Genomic DNA, 14,966 nt, shown 5'->3' with positions numbered 1-14,966 from the left:
AGTCCCCGGACCTTTTGCGCCCGGATGTTAACGCGAACATTTGCCAGTTCTGTCGATCCTGTCAAACGCTTCTCATTCCCACTCCAGTTCCTTGTAGGCGGCAGTCGCATTGCGCGCCACTGTCTCTGGATAGGAATTCCATGAATTCTGCATCGGCTGCAAGGCTTTGACGATGACAGGAACGGCCTGCGACAGGGCCAGCCCGTCGCCGATGGCCTGCCGTGTCAGGCTTGCAAGCGCTTTCAATAGCGCTGCCTGCGGGGCGGATGCGTCGGCCCATGATTCGCTGGCGGGCCCGTGCCCCGGCACGATCAAGCGTGCGCCGCGGGCGGGGTCGCTGTCCAGCCATTCCAGCCATCCCGTCAGCGATCCGTCCACGACCGGCGTCAGGTCGCGAAACAGCAGATCGCCGGTGAACAGCGTGCCGGTCGCCTGGTCCAGCACCGTCAGATCGCTGTCGGTATGGGCCGCGGGAAACGCCCGCAGCAGCAGTACCCGGTCGCCCAGGTCGATCTCCTGCCGGTCGTCGACCAAGTCGTCGGGCATCACCACCTGCGTGCCGATCCAGTCGGGGGCCGGATACAGACCGACCAGCGCGTCCAGATAGCCCGCCGACCGCGCCTGCAGCGCCTGCGGCAGGGCGTGATGCGCGGTGATGCGGGCACCGGCCTCGGACAGGACCGCGGCGCCCAGGACGTGGTCGGGATGCATGTGCGTCAGGATCAGGTGCCGCACGGGCAGGTCGGTCAGCCGCCGGATCGCCACGTACAGGTCCTGCCCCTGCGCCCGCGACACGCCCGCATCGATCACCGCCACCGCGTCGCGACCGACGATCACCCCCAGGTTGGCGATGCGCCCGTCGACGGTCTCCTCCATCTGGTGCGACGCGCCGAAATGGACATGGACGCCCGGCGCGACCTGCTGCAGGTCCAGCGCGGGCAGATCGGCATTGGCGCGGCATTCCGGCGCAGCGCCGGTCAGGTCGGGCCGCGCCGCCAGCCACGCCTCCGCGACCTGTGCGGCCTGCGCCTGACACCCCTGGACCGATTCCGAATCGCCCTGGGGCAGCAGAACCTGGCCGCATTGATCGGCCGCCATCGCCAGACAGACGCCCAGAACCAGGTGAAACATCGCCCCAAGACCCCTTTTCCAGCACATCATCACGAAATGGTCACGGCTTTGCGACCTTTGTCGTGTTGATTCATCCTGTCTCTATACTAGATTTGAATCCAGTCGCCTTCTGTAGCGGCGCCACCGGCATGTAGGAGGAGCACAACATGGCCTGGACCAAACCTATCCTGACCGAGATCGCTTGCGGCATGGAAATCAACATGTACGCACCCGCCGAGGACGAGCCCGTCCTGTTCTGAGCCTGTTCCACAGGCAGGAATGCGGCCCCGTCCGAATTCGTTCGGGCGGGGCTTTCTTATCGTAAGGCACGACATCCGATGCGGATCATCATCCTTGGGGCGGCGGCGGGCGGCGGTCTGCCGCAATGGAACTGCGGCTGCGGCAATTGCGACGCGGCGCGTGCCGGGCGGATTCCGTCTATGACCCAAAGCTCTGTCGCGGTCAGCGCCGATGGGCGGGACTGGGCCATCCTGAACGCCTCGCCCGATATCCGGGCACAGCTTGCGGCAACGCCGGCGCTGCACCCGACCGGCCCGCGGACCATGCCGTTGCGGTCGGTTCTGGTCACCAACGGCGACATCGATCACGTGGCGGGGCTGCTGACGCTGCGGGAAAGCCAGCCCTTTGATCTGTTCGCCACGCAGGCGATCCACGATGCGCTGGCGGCGAACCCGATGATGGCGGCGGTGAACCCCGAATTCGTGCCGCGCCGGACCGTGGCGCTGGACCAGACCATCCCGCTGACGCCCGGCCTGACCGCGACGCTGTTCGCCGTGCCCGGCAAGGTGCCCCTTTACCAGGAAGGCGCCACCGTCGAGACCGGCCTGATCGGAGAGACCACCGTCGGCGTCGAATTGCGGACGTCGGACAGGCGGGCCTTCTATATCCCCGGCTGCGCGGACATGCCTGACTGGCTGCGCGACCGGATCGCGGGGGCCGATGCGCTGTTCTTCGACGGCACCCTGTGGGACGACGACGAGATGATCCGCATGGGCCTGGGCCGCAAGACCGGCCGTCGCATGGGGCACATGGCGGTGACCGACACGATGCCCGCCTTGGCCGACACACCGCTTGGCCAACGCATTTTCGTGCACATGAACAATTCGAACCCGCTGACCGACCCGGCCAGCCCGCAGGCGGCGGATGCCGCAGCCCAGGGCTGGCAGGTCGCCCGCGACGGAATGGAGATCACGCTGTGAAGGACATCCAAGCCACCGCCCAATCGCGCCAGGATTTCGAGGCCCGCCTGCGCGCCATCGGGGCCGAACGCTATCACGACCGCCACCCGTTCCACGCCCGCCTGCATGGGGGCCAATGCACCCCGGACGAGGTTCGGGCCTGGGTCATCAATCGCTGGATGTACCAGTCGCGCATCCCCATGAAGGACGCCGCCTTCATGAGCCGGGTCGAGGATCCCGACCTGCGCCGCGCCTGGCGCAAGCGGATCGAGGATCACGACGGCGGCCAGACCGAGGGCGGCGGCATCCGCCGCTGGCTGGCCCTGGCGCAGGCGGTGGGGCTGGACCCCGACTATGTCGCATCGGGCGTGGGCATCATGCCGGCGACGCGTTTCGCGGTGGACGCCTACGTCCGCTTCGTGCGCGACATGCCGCTGCTGGACGCGGTCGCCGCCAGCCTGACTGAACTGTTTGCGCCCCGCATCCACGCCCAGCGGATCGAGGGTTTGCTGCAGCATTACGATTTCGCCGATGACAGCAGCCTGTCCTATTTCAAGAAACGCCTGACCGAGGCGCCCGAGGACGTCAAGTTCGGCCTGGATTACGTGCTGACCCATGCCGACACGCTGGAGAAACAGGACGCCGCCGCCGCCGCCCTGACCTTCAAGACCGACGTGCTGTGGGCGCAGCTGGATGCGCTGTGGAACGGCTATGTCGAGGGACGCACACCCCCCGGCGCCTGGCAGCCCGGCCAGGGGATGCGCGCATGACCGCGCTGATCGGACCCGACGACATCCCCTATCTGCCGCGCGGCGTGCGGTTGCAGGGCGACCGCGTGCGCGGCATCCGTGTGCTGCAGGCCCCCGAACGCGCCCTGCAGTTGGACCAGATCGGAGAGGCGATCCTGTCCGAACTGGACGGCGCCCGCAGCCTGGACCGGATCGTCCGGGACCTGGCCGCACGTTACAACGCGCCGGTCGAACAGATCGGCGGCGACGTGCGCGATTTCCTGACCGGGCTGATCGAACGGCGAATGGTCTTTCTGAAGGACGCCGCATGAAGGACCAGCAGCACCAGCCGCGCGACCTGGACGGCAACCCCGTCACCCCCGGCCTGCCCATGGCGATGCTCGCCGAGGTCACGCATCGCTGTCCGCTGGCCTGCCCCTATTGCTCCAACCCGGTCGATCTGGTCCGGGCGGCCAAGGAGATCAGCGCCGACGACTGGGGCCGGGTGTTCCGGCAGGCGGCCGATCTGGGCGTGCTGCAGGTCCATATCTCGGGCGGGGAACCCGGTGCGCGCAAGGATCTGGCGCAGATCGTGGGGCATGCCCGCGATGCGGGGCTGTACGTGAACCTGATCACCTCCGGCATCGGCATAACCCGCGATCGGCTGATCGAGTTGGACCGGGCGGGCGTGGACCATGTCCAGCTGTCCCTGCAGGGCATCCGCCCCGACATGGCCGACCGGATCAGCGGCCATCCGGGGTCTTGGGACAAGAAGATGGCCTTCAGCGATTGGGTCACGGAAATCGGCTTTCCGCTGACGATCAATGCGGTCGTCCACCGCCAGAACATGGACCGCCTGCCCGACATGGTGGACCTGGCCGAACGCCTTGGCGCCCGCCGGATCGAGGTCGCCACCGTCCAGTTCCACGGATGGGCCGACCGCAACCGCGGCGCGCTGATGCCGACACGCGAACAGGCCGAATTCGCGCGGCAGGTGGTGAACGCCGCCCGCATCCGGCTGCGGGGGCGGATGGTCATCGACTATGTCCCCGCCGATCACCACGCGATCTATCCCAAGGCCTGCATGGGGGGCTGGGGCTCGACCGGGCTGAACGTCGGCCCGGACGGCACCGTCCTGCCCTGCCACGCCGCCCAGACGATCGACTGGATGCGGTTCGAGAATGTGCAGGACCGGTCCCTGTCCGACATCTGGCACCTGTCCGACAGCTTCAATGCGTTCCGCGGCACCGCCTGGATGCCGGAACCCTGTCGCGGTTGCGACCGCAAGTCCGTCGATTTCGGCGGCTGCCGCTGTCAGGCCATGGCCTTGGCGGGCGACGCGCGGGCGACCGACCCGGTCTGTTCGAAATCTCCGCTGCACGCGGGGGTCGTGGCACGCGCCGAGGAGGACGCGGCCGCCACCACCACCGAGTTCATCTATCGGAGGATGTCCAAGGGAGGATAAGGCGATGAGACTGTGGCTGACCCTGACGGCAGCGTTGCTGGCCGCGCCTGCGATGGCGCAGGACAACGCGCTGCAACCGTCGCCCACGTGGGAAGACCTGCGCGGCGCGGTGATGGACCTGGACGCCGATCCGCCGCAGGACGCGACGGTGCTGGACCTGGACGCGCCGTCCCGCGCCCATGACGCGGCCATCGTGCCGATCCGGCTGACGCAGGCGCCCGACGCCCCCGCCATCGACGCCCTGACCCTGGTCATCGACGAAAACCCCGCCCCCGTCGCCGCCGAGTACGCCTTTGGCGCAGCCTGATGCCCCTGGATTTCGAGGTCCGGGTCCGGGTCGACAGCTATTCCGACGTCCGCGCCATCGCGACACAGGCCGACGGCGCGCAGGTCATGGCCGGCCGCTTCGTCAAGGCCGCGGGCGGCTGTTCGGCGCCGGCGGGCAAGGACATGGCCGCGACCGAGGCGACCATGGGCCAGATGCGCTGGCGCAGCGAGGTGCGGGACGGAGAGGAGATCGGCACGCTGATGATCCGGCACCCCAATTTTTCCGGCCTGCAGCGCGACCAAGTGACGCTGCTGAACATCCCCGCCCACTTCATCGACCGGCTGGATGTGCGCCAGGGTGACGCACTGCTGTTCTCGATGTCGGCGGGGATCTCGGTCAGCGAGGATCCGGTGTTCCGCTTTCGCTATCAACCGGATGGCCAGCCGATCCATGTCCGGGTCGAGGATACGGACGGCAATATCTGGACGGAAAGCTTTCCCCCGGGCGAACGAACGGTCAACAAAAGCTAGATCGCCATCCGACTTTCGTCGGAGCATGGCGCTTGCTTTATGTGCACCCTGCCCTAGACTGTGGCCACGGCGGCGCCCTTGAGGAGGGGTCGCAGCCGGCAGAACCCAGGGAGGAATGCCATGACAGCAGCCGCCACGCAGGCGCGTCCCGTGCCGTCAGCGCGACCCACCGCCGACCAGGTCCGCGAGATCCTGATCGTCGACGACCATCCTTTGATGTGCGACGCGCTGGCCCTGACGCTGAAGATCAGCTTTGGCCTGAAGAACGTCCGCACCGCCCGCAGCCTTGGTGCCGCGGTCGAACAGATCCGCGTGCAGGGTGCGCCCGACGCCGTGATCCTTGACCTGAACCTGCCCGACGCGCGCGGGGCCGAAGGGATCGTGACGCTGCGCAGGCAGCTGCCGGGCGTGCCGATCACCATGATCTCGGCCGATCTGGAGGGGGCGATGATCTCGACCGCGATGGCGGCAGGGGCACAGGGCTATATCAGCAAGTCGCTGTCGCGAGAGGCGCTGGTCGACAGCCTGCGCCGCATGTGGGAGGGCGAACACGTCACCCCCGAAGGGTACCAGCCCGATCAGGACAGCGCCGGCGACGACGCAAAGGCCGAACTGGCCCGGCGGTTTTCGTCGCTGACGCCGCAGCAGATGAAGATCCTGCGGCTGATCTGCAAGGGCAAGGCCAACAAGGAGATCAGCTACGAGCTGTCGATCGCCGAGGCCACGGTCAAGACCCACATCACCGCGATCATGTCCAAGATCAACGCCCGCCGCCGCACGCAGGCCGTGCTGCTGGCCAATTCGATCCGGTTGTTCGAGGCCGGCTGATGAACACCGACCCGGCTGCGATGGAGGGCGCATCCGGGCCGGTCGCTGTGCAGGCCGACCGCGGCGGGACCGACATGGTCCCGACCTTGCTGGACGGCCTGCGCGGCACCAATCCCGCGCTGGTCCTGTTGTTCGGCGCGCAGGCCGATGATCTGGCCGTGCTGCAATCCGGGCTGACGCCGCATCTGCCGCCGGACTGCGTGATCGCCGGATGTTCGTCTGCCGGAGAGATCGGACCGCAGGGCTATGCCAGCGACAGCGTCGTCGCGATCGGGTTTCCCGCGCGTCATTTTCGTGCCGCATCGCTGGTCCTGCCGGACCTGGCCGCGCTGCCGGTGTCGGACTGGATGGCGCAGCTGCGCCAGATGGCGCGCGATTTCATCCCCGATCCGACGCGTCATCTGTTCGGCCTGCTGCTGACCGACGGGTTGGCGGGACAGGAGGATGCGCTGGTGGCCACGCTGGACGCGGCCCTGCCCTCGGTCCCGGTGCTGGGCGGATCGGCGGGGGACGGGCTGGATTTCCGGCGCACCTCTCTGCTGGCGCAGGGGGCGGTGCGGTCGGGCGTCGCGGTGTTCCTGCTGGTCGAGACGGACCTGACCATCCGCGAGGTCACCTTCGCCCATTTCAGCCCCACCCCGACCCGCGCGGTGGTCACCGCCGCCATCCCCGAAAAGCGCCGCATCCTGGAGCTGAACGCCGAACCCGCTGCGTTGGAATACGCCCGCCTGACCGGACTGCGCCGCGCCGACCTGACGCCCAGCGAATTCGCCCGCCATCCCCTGCTGCTGCGCATGGGCGGGCGTCATCACGTGCGCGCCATCAGCGCGATCACCGATGATGACGGGCTGTCGCTGATGTCGTCCATCGACACCGGCACCGTCCTGACCCTTGGCCGGTCCGAGGATCTGATCCAGGGCTTTTCCGACCTGCTGGAGGCGCTGCCCGCGCCGCCGCTGATGGTGCTGGCCTTTGACTGCATCCTGCGGCGGCTGGCCCTGGAACGCGCCGGGCTGACCGATCGCATGTCCGACCTGTACCGCCGCCACCGGGTCGTGGGCTTCAACACCTATGGCGAACAGCACAGCGGCATGCATGTGAACCAGACCTTCGTGGGCCTGGCCTTCATGGACCCCGACGATGCTGCGTGACGACGACCCGCCGGCCCGGCAGATCGAGAAGCTGACCCGCATCAATGCCGTCCTGATCGACCGCATCGACCGACTGGAGGAATCGCGCGGATCCGCCTGGTCGATGTTCCAGGCCGCCGTGGCGTTGGAACAGGAGGTTCTGGCCCGCACCCGCGACCTGGAACGCGCGATGGCCGACCTGTCCCAAAGGAACCGCGAACTGGCCGTGGCCCGCGCCCTGGCCGAGGAGGCGAACCGGTCGAAGACCCGCTTCCTGCGCGCCGCCAGCCACGATCTGCTGCAGCCCCTGTCGGCGGCGCGGCTGTTCCTGTCGGCGCTGACCGACACCGCGATGGACCCGCACCAGACGGAACTGACCGACCGCCTTGGCAGCGCCTTCGAATCGGTCGAACAGCTGATGCATGCGGTGCTGGACATCTCTCGGCTAGACAGCCAGCGGATCGAGTTCAACCGCCAGCCCGTGCCGCTTGACGACCTGTTTCGCAGGCTGGCCGCCGAATTCGCGCCCGTGGCGCAGGCCAAGGGGCTGCGGCTGCGGTTCATGCCCACGACCGCGGTGGTCGACAGCGACCCGATCTTTCTGCGTCGCATCGCGCAGAACCTGGTGTCGAACGCGATCAAGTACACCCATCGCGGCGGCGTGGCCGTGGGGGCGCGGCGCAAGGGGGCGATGTGCTGGCTGTCGGTCTATGACACGGGGATGGGCATCCCGGCGGTGGACCGCAACCGCATCTTTGACGAATTCCAGCGGCTGACCCATGACAGCGCGACGCCCGGCATGGGGCTGGGCCTGTCCATCGTACGCCGTGCCTGCGCCAAGCTGGGCCATCCGATCAGCCTGTCGTCCGAGGCGATGCGCGGCACGGTGTTTCGCGTCGGCCTGCCGCTGGTGCAGGCGCTGACCGACACGCCGCGCCTTGCGGTCGCGCCCCTGCCCGCGCTGCGCGGCCGCGTGGCCCTGGTGGTCGAGAACGACCCCGAGATGCGCCGCGCCTATCAGATGATCCTGAGCGACCGGCTTGGCATGGTGCCCCGCATCGCGGGCGACACGGCCGAGGCGCTGGCCACGATGGGGGACGAACCCCCCGACGTGATCCTGGCCGATTACCACCTGGAGAACGGCGATACCGGTTTTGCCGCGATCGAGGCGCTGCGGGCGGCATCCGACCGACCCGTGCCCGCGGTGATGGTGACGGCGCATCGCGACCCGGCGATTTCGCGGCGCTGCGCGGCCATGGGCATCCACCTGCTGGAAAAGCCCGTCAGCCCCCCCGACCTGGCCGAGATCCTGGGCCGCCTGCTGGCCTAAGACCAAGGGGGGATGCGCACCCCGCCAGGCTTGCGCCCCCGCCCATCCCGCGCCCATCATGCCCCAACGTTTGGGAGGACGACCATGACCCGCGCCTTTGCACTTGCCCTGATGCTGGGGCTTGCCCCCCTGCCCCTGATCGCAGCCGAGGCCGGCGACGCGGTCTTTGCCGAACGCGGCCCCTGGGATCTGGGCGACACCGAACTGCAATGGCAGATGACCGTCACCGGCCCCGCGGCCGAAGGGTTCCGCCCGACCGAGGATGGCCGCATCACCCTGTCCCAGGACATCGACCCCAGCGACCAGCAGCCGATCCTGGAACTGAACCAGAAGGCCGGGGCCATCGACCGCACGATCGGGCCGTTCCCGATTTCCTCGGGGGACCCGGTCCTGACCTTCTTTCTGGAACAGACCACCCGCGACATGGCCGCGCTGACCGGCGGCAGCCCGTTCTACATCCGCAACCGGATGAAGGAGGCGCTGTTCCAGGGCGGAGAGGTCACAAAGACCGACGATGGCATCACGGCCAGCTTTCAGCCCTTTGCACAGGACGCGAATGCGGCGCGGATGAACGGGTTTCAGTCGCTGACGCTGACCTTTGTCATGGCCGCGCCCGACGAGCCCATCCGCGAATTGCGGGCCGAGACGGACGCCGCGCCGGGCTATCGCAACACGCTGGTGCTGCAATGATCCGCGCGGGCGCCTGCGCGGTGGCCCTGGCCCTGTCGGCGGTGCCCGCGTCGGCGCAGGCGGTGAACGATTATCCGACGAACGCGCGGGTCGAATACGCCTTCGCCTGCATGGCGACCAACGGGCAGACGCGCGACATGCTGGACCGCTGTTCCTGCGCCATCGACCGCATCGCCGAGGTGCTGCCCTATGCCGACTACGTCGCGCGGAAACCATCCTGCGGATGCGCCAGACCACAGGAGAGCGGTCCGGCATGTTCCGCGGCATGGCCACAATGACCGAGACCGTGGCCATCCTGCGCCGCGCCGAGGCGGAGGCAGAGATCATCTGTTTCTGATGACCTAGAGCGACAGGCCGATCCCGGCCCCTGCCGCCAGCGCCAGAAGCGCGACCAGGATCAGCGTCCCCGAACTGCGCGCCTGGATCAGGGTCAGCCGCGCCTCTTCGGGGTGCGCGCGTTCCCACAGGGCCTGTTCGATGATCCGCGGCAGCAGCGGGCCGTACCGGCCCACGGTCTGTGCGATATGGGTCAGGTCGCTGATCGCGGCCTTGGGACCGACGCTGGCCTTGATGTAATCGGACACGACCGGCTTTGCGGCGTCCCAGATGTTCAGGTTCGGGTCCAGCGACCGGGCCACGCCCTCGACCACGACCATGGTGCGCTGCAGCAGGATCAGTTCGGTCCGCGTGGGCATGCCGAACCGTTCCGTCACCTCGAACAGATAGGACAGCAGGTTGCCCATGCTGATCCGGCTGGCATCGGCGCCAAAGATCGGCTCTCCGACGGCGCGCAGGGCGCGGGCGAACGCGGCCTCGTCGCGGTCGCGGGGGACGTATCCGGCCTCGAAATGCACGCGGGCGACCAGGCGGTAGTCACGCTGGATGAAGCCGTACAGGATCTGGGCATAGACGCGACGGGTATATTCGTCGATCTCTCCCATGATGCCGAAATCATAGGCGATGACATCGCCATTGGCCGCGACCTTGAGGTTGCCGTGATGCATGTCGGCATGAAAGAACCCGTCGCGCAGCGCATGCGACAGAAACAGCTGGATCACCCGGCGCGCCAGATCGGTGGTGTCATGACCCGCGGCGATCAGCGCATCGCGGTCGCCCATCGGCAGGCCTTCGGCCCAATCGGCGGTCAGGACGCGCCGCGAACACAGCGCCCAATGCGGCATGGGGATCTGGAATCCCGCATCGCGGGCGGTGTTTTCCGCAAACTCGGACGCGGCAGCGGCCTCCAGGCGCAGGTCCTGTTCGCCGGTCACCGTCTGTTCGAAATGGCGCACGACGTCGCGCGGGCGCAGGCGGCGGGTGCCGGGGGACAGGATCTCGATCAGGCGGGCGCCGAAATGGAACGCGTCGATGTCGCGCTTGAACGCAGCCCCGATGCCGGGGCGGACGACCTTGACCGCGACCTCGCGGCCCGTCTCGCGCACGCGGGCACGATGGACCTGCGCGATGGAGGCCGCGGCGACCGGTTCGGAGAACTCGCTGAACAGCTGATCGACGGGCGCGCGCAGCTCTGCCGCGATGGCCTTTTTCGCCACGTCGGTGGGAAAGGGCGGCAGGCGGTCCTGCAGCATGCGCAGCTGTCCGGCCATCTCAGGGCCAACGACATCGGCGCGCGTCGACAGGATCTGCCCGAACTTGATATAGGCGGGTCCCAGCGCGGTGATCGCCCGCGTGATCGGAGGCAGGGTCGGATCGCCCTTGTAGCCCAGCCACCGGAACGGCCAGCCCATCACGCGCGCCGCCATGCGCAGGCGGATCGGCGCATCGACCGCGTCCAGGACGGCAGCCATCGCGCCGGTCCGTTCAAAGGTCGCACCCGTCCGGATCAGACGCAAGATGTTGTGGGGTCCGCGCATAAGCCTACAATTTCCAGCCGGAATGCAGGGCGGCGATGCCCATCGACAGGTTGCGCCACTGCACCCGGCCAAAGCCCGCATCGCGGATCAACTGGGCAAAGCTGCCCTGGTCGGGGAACTTGCGGATCGATTCGACCAGATACTGATAGCTGTCGCGATCGCCCGTCACCGCCTGTCCCATCGCCGGGATCACGTTGAAGCTGTAGCGGTCATAGGCCCATTGCATCGCGGGCACCGGGATCTGGCTGAACTCCAGCACCACCAGCCGCCCGCCGGGCTTCAGCACGCGATACGCCTCGGTTAGCGCATCGGGAATGCGCGTCACGTTGCGGATGCCAAAGCTGATCGTGTAGCGGTCGAAACTGTTGTCGGCAAAGGGCAGCGCCATCGCGTCGCCCGTGACCCAGGCCAGCCGGTCCGCCTTGTCGACGGCATCGGCGCGCTTGCGCCCCTCGACCAGCATGGATTCGGTCATGTCGCAGACCGTCACGCGCGCGCCAGGCGCCCGGTCCAGGAACCGGAAGGCCACGTCGCCGGTGCCGCCCGCCACGTCCAGCAGGTGCTGCCCGTCGCGGGGCGCCAGCCAGTCCATCATCGCAGTCTTCCAGACGCGGTGGATGCCCACGCTCATCAGGTCGTTCATCACGTCGTATTTCGACGCGACGCTGGAGAAGACCTGATGGACCATGCCGGCCTTCTGATCCTCGTCCACGGTCTGAAAGCCGAAATGGGTCTGCCTGTTGTCCGTCATCACGCTTGCCGTTTGCCTGTTCCATTGCCAGATAGGTCCGGCTTGCCGCGCGCACAATGCGACGAAAGGAACCCGATTGCCAGAACTGCCGGAAGTCGAGACCGTTCGCCGCGGCCTGTTGCCCCATCTGGAAGGCGCCCGCATCACGCGCGCCCAGATCAACCGCCCGGACCTGCGCTGGCCCATGCCGGTGGACCTGATGCAGGTGCTGACCGGCGCCACCGTCACCGCGCTGCGGCGGCGGTCGAAATACCTGCTGGCCGACCTGGACCGGGGCGGCACAGTGCTGTGGCATCTGGGCATGTCCGGCCGCATGCTGGTCGAGGGCGCGGGCCTGGCCGGGTTCCACCGCGATCCGGGCATCCATGCGCGCCACGATCATGTGGTGCTGACCACCGATGCGGGCACGACCATCACCTTCAACGACGCGCGGCGTTTCGGCATGGTCGACCTGATCCGCGAGGGCGCGTCCCATCCGCTGCTGGACCATCTGGGCCCCGAGCCGTTCGATGCGGTCTTCACCCCCGCCTATCTGGCGGCGGCCTTTTCGGGGCGACGCGTGCCGGTGAAACAGGCGCTGCTGGACCAGCGCATCGTGGCGGGCCTGGGCAACATCTATGTCAGCGAATCGCTGTGGCGCGCGGGGATCGATCCGCGCCGTGCGGCGGGACGCGTGGGGGCCGCGCGCATCGCGGCCCTGGTCGGCCATATCCGCGACGTCCTGACCGACGCCATCGCCGCGGGCGGGTCGTCCCTGCGCGATCATCGCCAAGCCAGTGGAGAGCTGGGTTATTTCCAGCACAGCTTTCGGGCCTATGACCGCGCGGGCCAGCCCTGCCTGCGGGACGGCTGTTCCGGCACCATCGCGCGGATCGTGCAATCGGGGCGGTCGTCCTTCTACTGTCCCGCCTGTCAGAGGTGAACGATTGGACGACTGCGCGGCCCTCTGCTAGGACGGGGTCCACGCAATCTGCCAACGAGGTCCAAGCCTATGGCTTACGAAACCATCATCGTGGAGATCGAGGACGAGGTCGCCCTGATCCGGCTGAACCGCCCCGAGGCGCTGAATGCGCTGAACGCCACGCTTCTGGACGAGCTGTCGGCCGCGCTGTCGGATGCCGACCGCAACGACAAGGTCCGCTGCATCGTCCTGACCGGCAGCGAGAAGGCCTTTGCCGCCGGCGCCGACATCAAGGAAATGTCGACCAAGACCTTTGTCGAGGTCTATGACTCCGACCTGTTCGCGCCCAGATCGAGGCGATCACCCGGGTGCGCAAGCCGATCATCGCCGCCGTCAGCGGATACGCCCTGGGCGGCGGCTGCGAACTGGCGATGGTCTGCGATTTCATCATCTGCGCCGAAAACGCCAAGTTCGGCCAGCCCGAGATCAACCTGGGCGTCGTCGCGGGCATCGGCGGCACGCAGCGCCTGACGCGCTTTGTGGGCAAGTCCAAGGCGATGGACATGAACCTGACCGGGCGTTTCATGGACGCAGCCGAGGCCGAGCGGTCCGGCCTGGTCAGCCGCGTGGTCCCCACCCCCAAGCTGATCCCCGAGGCGCTGGCCGCCGCGCGCAAGATCGCCGAAAAGTCCCAGATCGCGACCAAGACCGTCAAGGAGGCCGTGAACCGCGCCTATGAGACGACGCTGCGCGAGGGGCTGCTGTTCGAACGCCGGTCGTTCCACGCGCTGTTCGGCACCGAGGACCAGAAGGAGGGCATGGCCGCCTTTCTGGAAAAGCGCGAGGCGCAGTTCCGCGACAGATAAGGGTTTTCTTTTCGGCAAGGCTGGCCTATACGCCCCGACTTACATGCGTGTGGGCCCGCTTTGGCAAGAATCATGTCCGTCCCGAACGGGGACGGCGCCATGGGGCTTTTGCACGTTCGAAATTTAGACATGCAACCGACCCGATAGGAAGACACCCATGGCCAACACGCCCCAGTCCAAGAAACGAGCCCGCCAGATCGAACGTCGTACCGACGTCAACAAGGCTCGCCGCTCGCGCATCCGCACCTATATCCGCAAGGTCGAAGAGGCCATCGCTTCGGGCAATGCCGATGCGGCCGCGCTGGCGCTGAAGACCGCGCAGCCGGAACTGATGCGCGGCGTAACCAAGGGCGTCGTGCACAAGAACACCGCGGCGCGCAAGATCTCGCGCCTGGCAGCCCGCGTGAAGGCGCTGTCGGCCAACTGATCCACAGGCCCCACGGGGGCCTGACGACCAGCATTCCCCGCCCTTTGGGGCACCGGAATCCAGCATCGGGTGCAGGCGAAAGCCATGCGCCCGATTTGCGTTTCTGCACCTGCGACATTTTAAAAAATTGAACGATTTCAACGAATTCAGAAAATTGTTAATCGAGTCAAAGGCATCGCAGATTCGGTCCGACCAAGTTGCTGTCAAGCGCAGAGTTCGGTTGCAGCTATCCACAAGCTGGGGCTAGTTTCCTCCTTGCGATTCACGTCGCTTGGGGACGGGCCGGGCCCTGTGGACAGATCTTCGGATCCGTCCGGGACGACGGCCGGGCCGCGAAGAACACCTCTTCCGCCTTCGGGTTCACGACATCCGGCTGCCACCGGGTGTCCGGGGACCTGTGTCCAGGACCGAAAACGGGCTGATGCCCCTTGATCGACCGCGATTGCGGTCGCGGGGGCAGCGTTTTTGCGTGCCACCCGAATGACGTGAATTCTGTCCCGTCGGATCAACCGGCGGGGATTGGGGACAGGCACGGGAAACGGGACGATGATGGATAAGATCTGGGGTCAGGCATGCGCCGAACTGGAACAGAGCGTGGGGCCGAACAACTACAACCACTGGATCAAGCCGCTGCGCCTGACGGCGATCGACGACGGGGCCGCACGATTCGTCAGCCCGACGCGATTCATCTCTGACTGGGTCGGACGGCATTTCGCCAAGGACATCATGGCGGTGCTGACCCGCCATGGCGCCCCGGTCGAGCGTCTGCGCTTTGACGTCGGCAGCGCCGCGGCACGCCCGTCGGCCCAGGCCGCGCCTGACCACCCGCGCCCCGAGTGTCGATCGTCGGGCGCGCCGCTGGACAACCG

General features: G+C 67.4%; 16 protein-coding genes and 2 pseudogenes. 15 read left to right on the top strand and 3 right to left on the bottom strand.

Annotation, left to right across the window (positions count from 1 at the left end; genetic code table 11):
- Positions 1-72 precede the first annotated feature (72 nt).
- The gene (locus TY51_RS13490) at positions 73-1,131 is read right to left on the bottom strand and encodes a quinoprotein relay system zinc metallohydrolase 2 (protein WP_042250264.1); all 1,059 of its coding nucleotides are present in this window, start codon (positions 1,129-1,131) and stop codon (positions 73-75) included.
- Positions 1,132-1,277: 146 nt separating this feature from the next.
- On the opposite strand from TY51_RS13490, the gene pqqA reads away from it, so the two are divergent.
- The 11 genes and pseudogenes from pqqA (at position 1,278) to TY51_RS13435 (ending at position 9,556) form a co-directional block, all read left to right on the top strand.
- Positions 1,278-1,370 carry a pyrroloquinoline quinone precursor peptide PqqA gene (gene pqqA, locus TY51_RS13485; protein WP_042250260.1) on the top strand — a complete coding sequence of 31 codons (93 nt, stop codon included), beginning with the start codon at positions 1,278-1,280 and terminating at the stop codon, positions 1,368-1,370.
- A 78-nt stretch (positions 1,371-1,448) separates the two neighbouring features.
- Entirely contained in the window at positions 1,449-2,330 is an 882-nt protein-coding gene (gene pqqB / locus TY51_RS13480) for a pyrroloquinoline quinone biosynthesis protein PqqB (protein ID WP_042250258.1), read from the top strand.
- Positions 2,327-3,079: a pyrroloquinoline-quinone synthase PqqC gene (gene pqqC / locus TY51_RS13475; RefSeq protein WP_231559062.1), complete on the top strand. Its 753-nt coding sequence runs from the start codon at positions 2,327-2,329 to the stop codon at positions 3,077-3,079. Before pqqB ends, pqqC begins: the two co-directional genes overlap by 4 nt.
- Positions 3,076-3,369 carry a pyrroloquinoline quinone biosynthesis peptide chaperone PqqD gene (gene pqqD / locus TY51_RS13470; RefSeq protein WP_042250257.1) on the top strand — a complete coding sequence of 98 codons (294 nt, stop codon included), beginning with the start codon at positions 3,076-3,078 and terminating at the stop codon, positions 3,367-3,369. The genes pqqC and pqqD overlap by 4 nt, the downstream gene beginning before the upstream one ends.
- On the top strand, positions 3,366-4,502 hold the full coding sequence (gene pqqE / locus TY51_RS13465; RefSeq protein WP_042250256.1) for a pyrroloquinoline quinone biosynthesis protein PqqE: 1,137 nt from the start codon (positions 3,366-3,368) through the stop codon (positions 4,500-4,502). Before pqqD ends, pqqE begins: the two co-directional genes overlap by 4 nt.
- 4 nt (positions 4,503-4,506) lie before the next feature.
- Positions 4,507-5,300, top strand: a pseudogene (locus TY51_RS24575) (quinoprotein dehydrogenase-associated SoxYZ-like carrier).
- A 120-nt stretch (positions 5,301-5,420) separates the two neighbouring features.
- Positions 5,421-6,128 carry a response regulator transcription factor gene (locus TY51_RS13455; protein WP_042250253.1) on the top strand — a complete coding sequence of 236 codons (708 nt, stop codon included), beginning with the start codon at positions 5,421-5,423 and terminating at the stop codon, positions 6,126-6,128.
- The gene (locus tag TY51_RS13450) at positions 6,128-7,279 is read left to right on the top strand and encodes an FIST N-terminal domain-containing protein (protein ID WP_052650197.1); all 1,152 of its coding nucleotides are present in this window, start codon (positions 6,128-6,130) and stop codon (positions 7,277-7,279) included. Before TY51_RS13455 ends, TY51_RS13450 begins: the two co-directional genes overlap by 1 nt.
- A complete protein-coding gene (locus TY51_RS13445) occupies positions 7,269-8,588 on the top strand; it encodes a hybrid sensor histidine kinase/response regulator (RefSeq protein WP_042250251.1) in 1,320 nt (439 codons plus the stop codon). Before TY51_RS13450 ends, TY51_RS13445 begins: the two co-directional genes overlap by 11 nt.
- An 84-nt stretch (positions 8,589-8,672) precedes the next feature.
- Positions 8,673-9,278, top strand: coding sequence for a hypothetical protein (locus TY51_RS13440; protein ID WP_042250250.1), 606 nt, complete (start codon positions 8,673-8,675; stop codon positions 9,276-9,278).
- A complete protein-coding gene (locus TY51_RS13435) occupies positions 9,275-9,556 on the top strand; it encodes a hypothetical protein (protein WP_307536858.1) in 282 nt (93 codons plus the stop codon). The genes TY51_RS13440 and TY51_RS13435 overlap by 4 nt, the downstream gene beginning before the upstream one ends.
- Positions 9,557-9,619: 63 nt before the next feature.
- Here TY51_RS13435 and ubiB read toward each other — a convergent pair whose 3' ends face one another.
- Positions 9,620-11,152 carry a 2-polyprenylphenol 6-hydroxylase gene (ubiB, locus tag TY51_RS13430; protein ID WP_042250248.1) on the bottom strand — a complete coding sequence of 511 codons (1,533 nt, stop codon included), beginning with the start codon at positions 11,150-11,152 and terminating at the stop codon, positions 9,620-9,622.
- A 4-nt stretch (positions 11,153-11,156) separates the two neighbouring features.
- Positions 11,157-11,903, bottom strand: a complete 747-nt coding sequence (gene ubiE / locus TY51_RS13425) for a bifunctional demethylmenaquinone methyltransferase/2-methoxy-6-polyprenyl-1,4-benzoquinol methylase UbiE (RefSeq protein ID WP_042250247.1) — start codon at positions 11,901-11,903, stop codon at positions 11,157-11,159.
- Between the two features lie 76 nt (positions 11,904-11,979).
- Here ubiE and mutM point away from each other — a divergent pair, with 76 nt between their 5' ends.
- From mutM to TY51_RS22010, 4 genes and pseudogenes are all read left to right on the top strand, one after another.
- Entirely contained in the window at positions 11,980-12,825 is an 846-nt protein-coding gene (gene mutM, locus TY51_RS13420; protein ID WP_042250246.1) for a bifunctional DNA-formamidopyrimidine glycosylase/DNA-(apurinic or apyrimidinic site) lyase, read from the top strand.
- 69 nt (positions 12,826-12,894) lie between these two features.
- Positions 12,895-13,670 (top strand): annotated as a pseudogene (locus TY51_RS13415) (enoyl-CoA hydratase).
- 157 nt (positions 13,671-13,827) lie between these two features.
- Positions 13,828-14,097, top strand: coding sequence for a 30S ribosomal protein S20 (rpsT, locus tag TY51_RS13410; protein ID WP_042250244.1), 270 nt, complete (start codon positions 13,828-13,830; stop codon positions 14,095-14,097).
- A 546-nt stretch (positions 14,098-14,643) separates the two neighbouring features.
- The coding region (locus tag TY51_RS22010) for a DnaA N-terminal domain-containing protein (protein WP_042250242.1) at positions 14,644-14,966 on the top strand (323 nt) is incomplete at its 3' end.

The organism is Paracoccus sp. PAMC 22219 (assembly GCF_000787695.1).
Lineage (GTDB): Bacteria > Pseudomonadota > Alphaproteobacteria > Rhodobacterales > Rhodobacteraceae > Paracoccus.
This window is presented reverse-complemented; position numbering and strand designations above follow the sequence as displayed.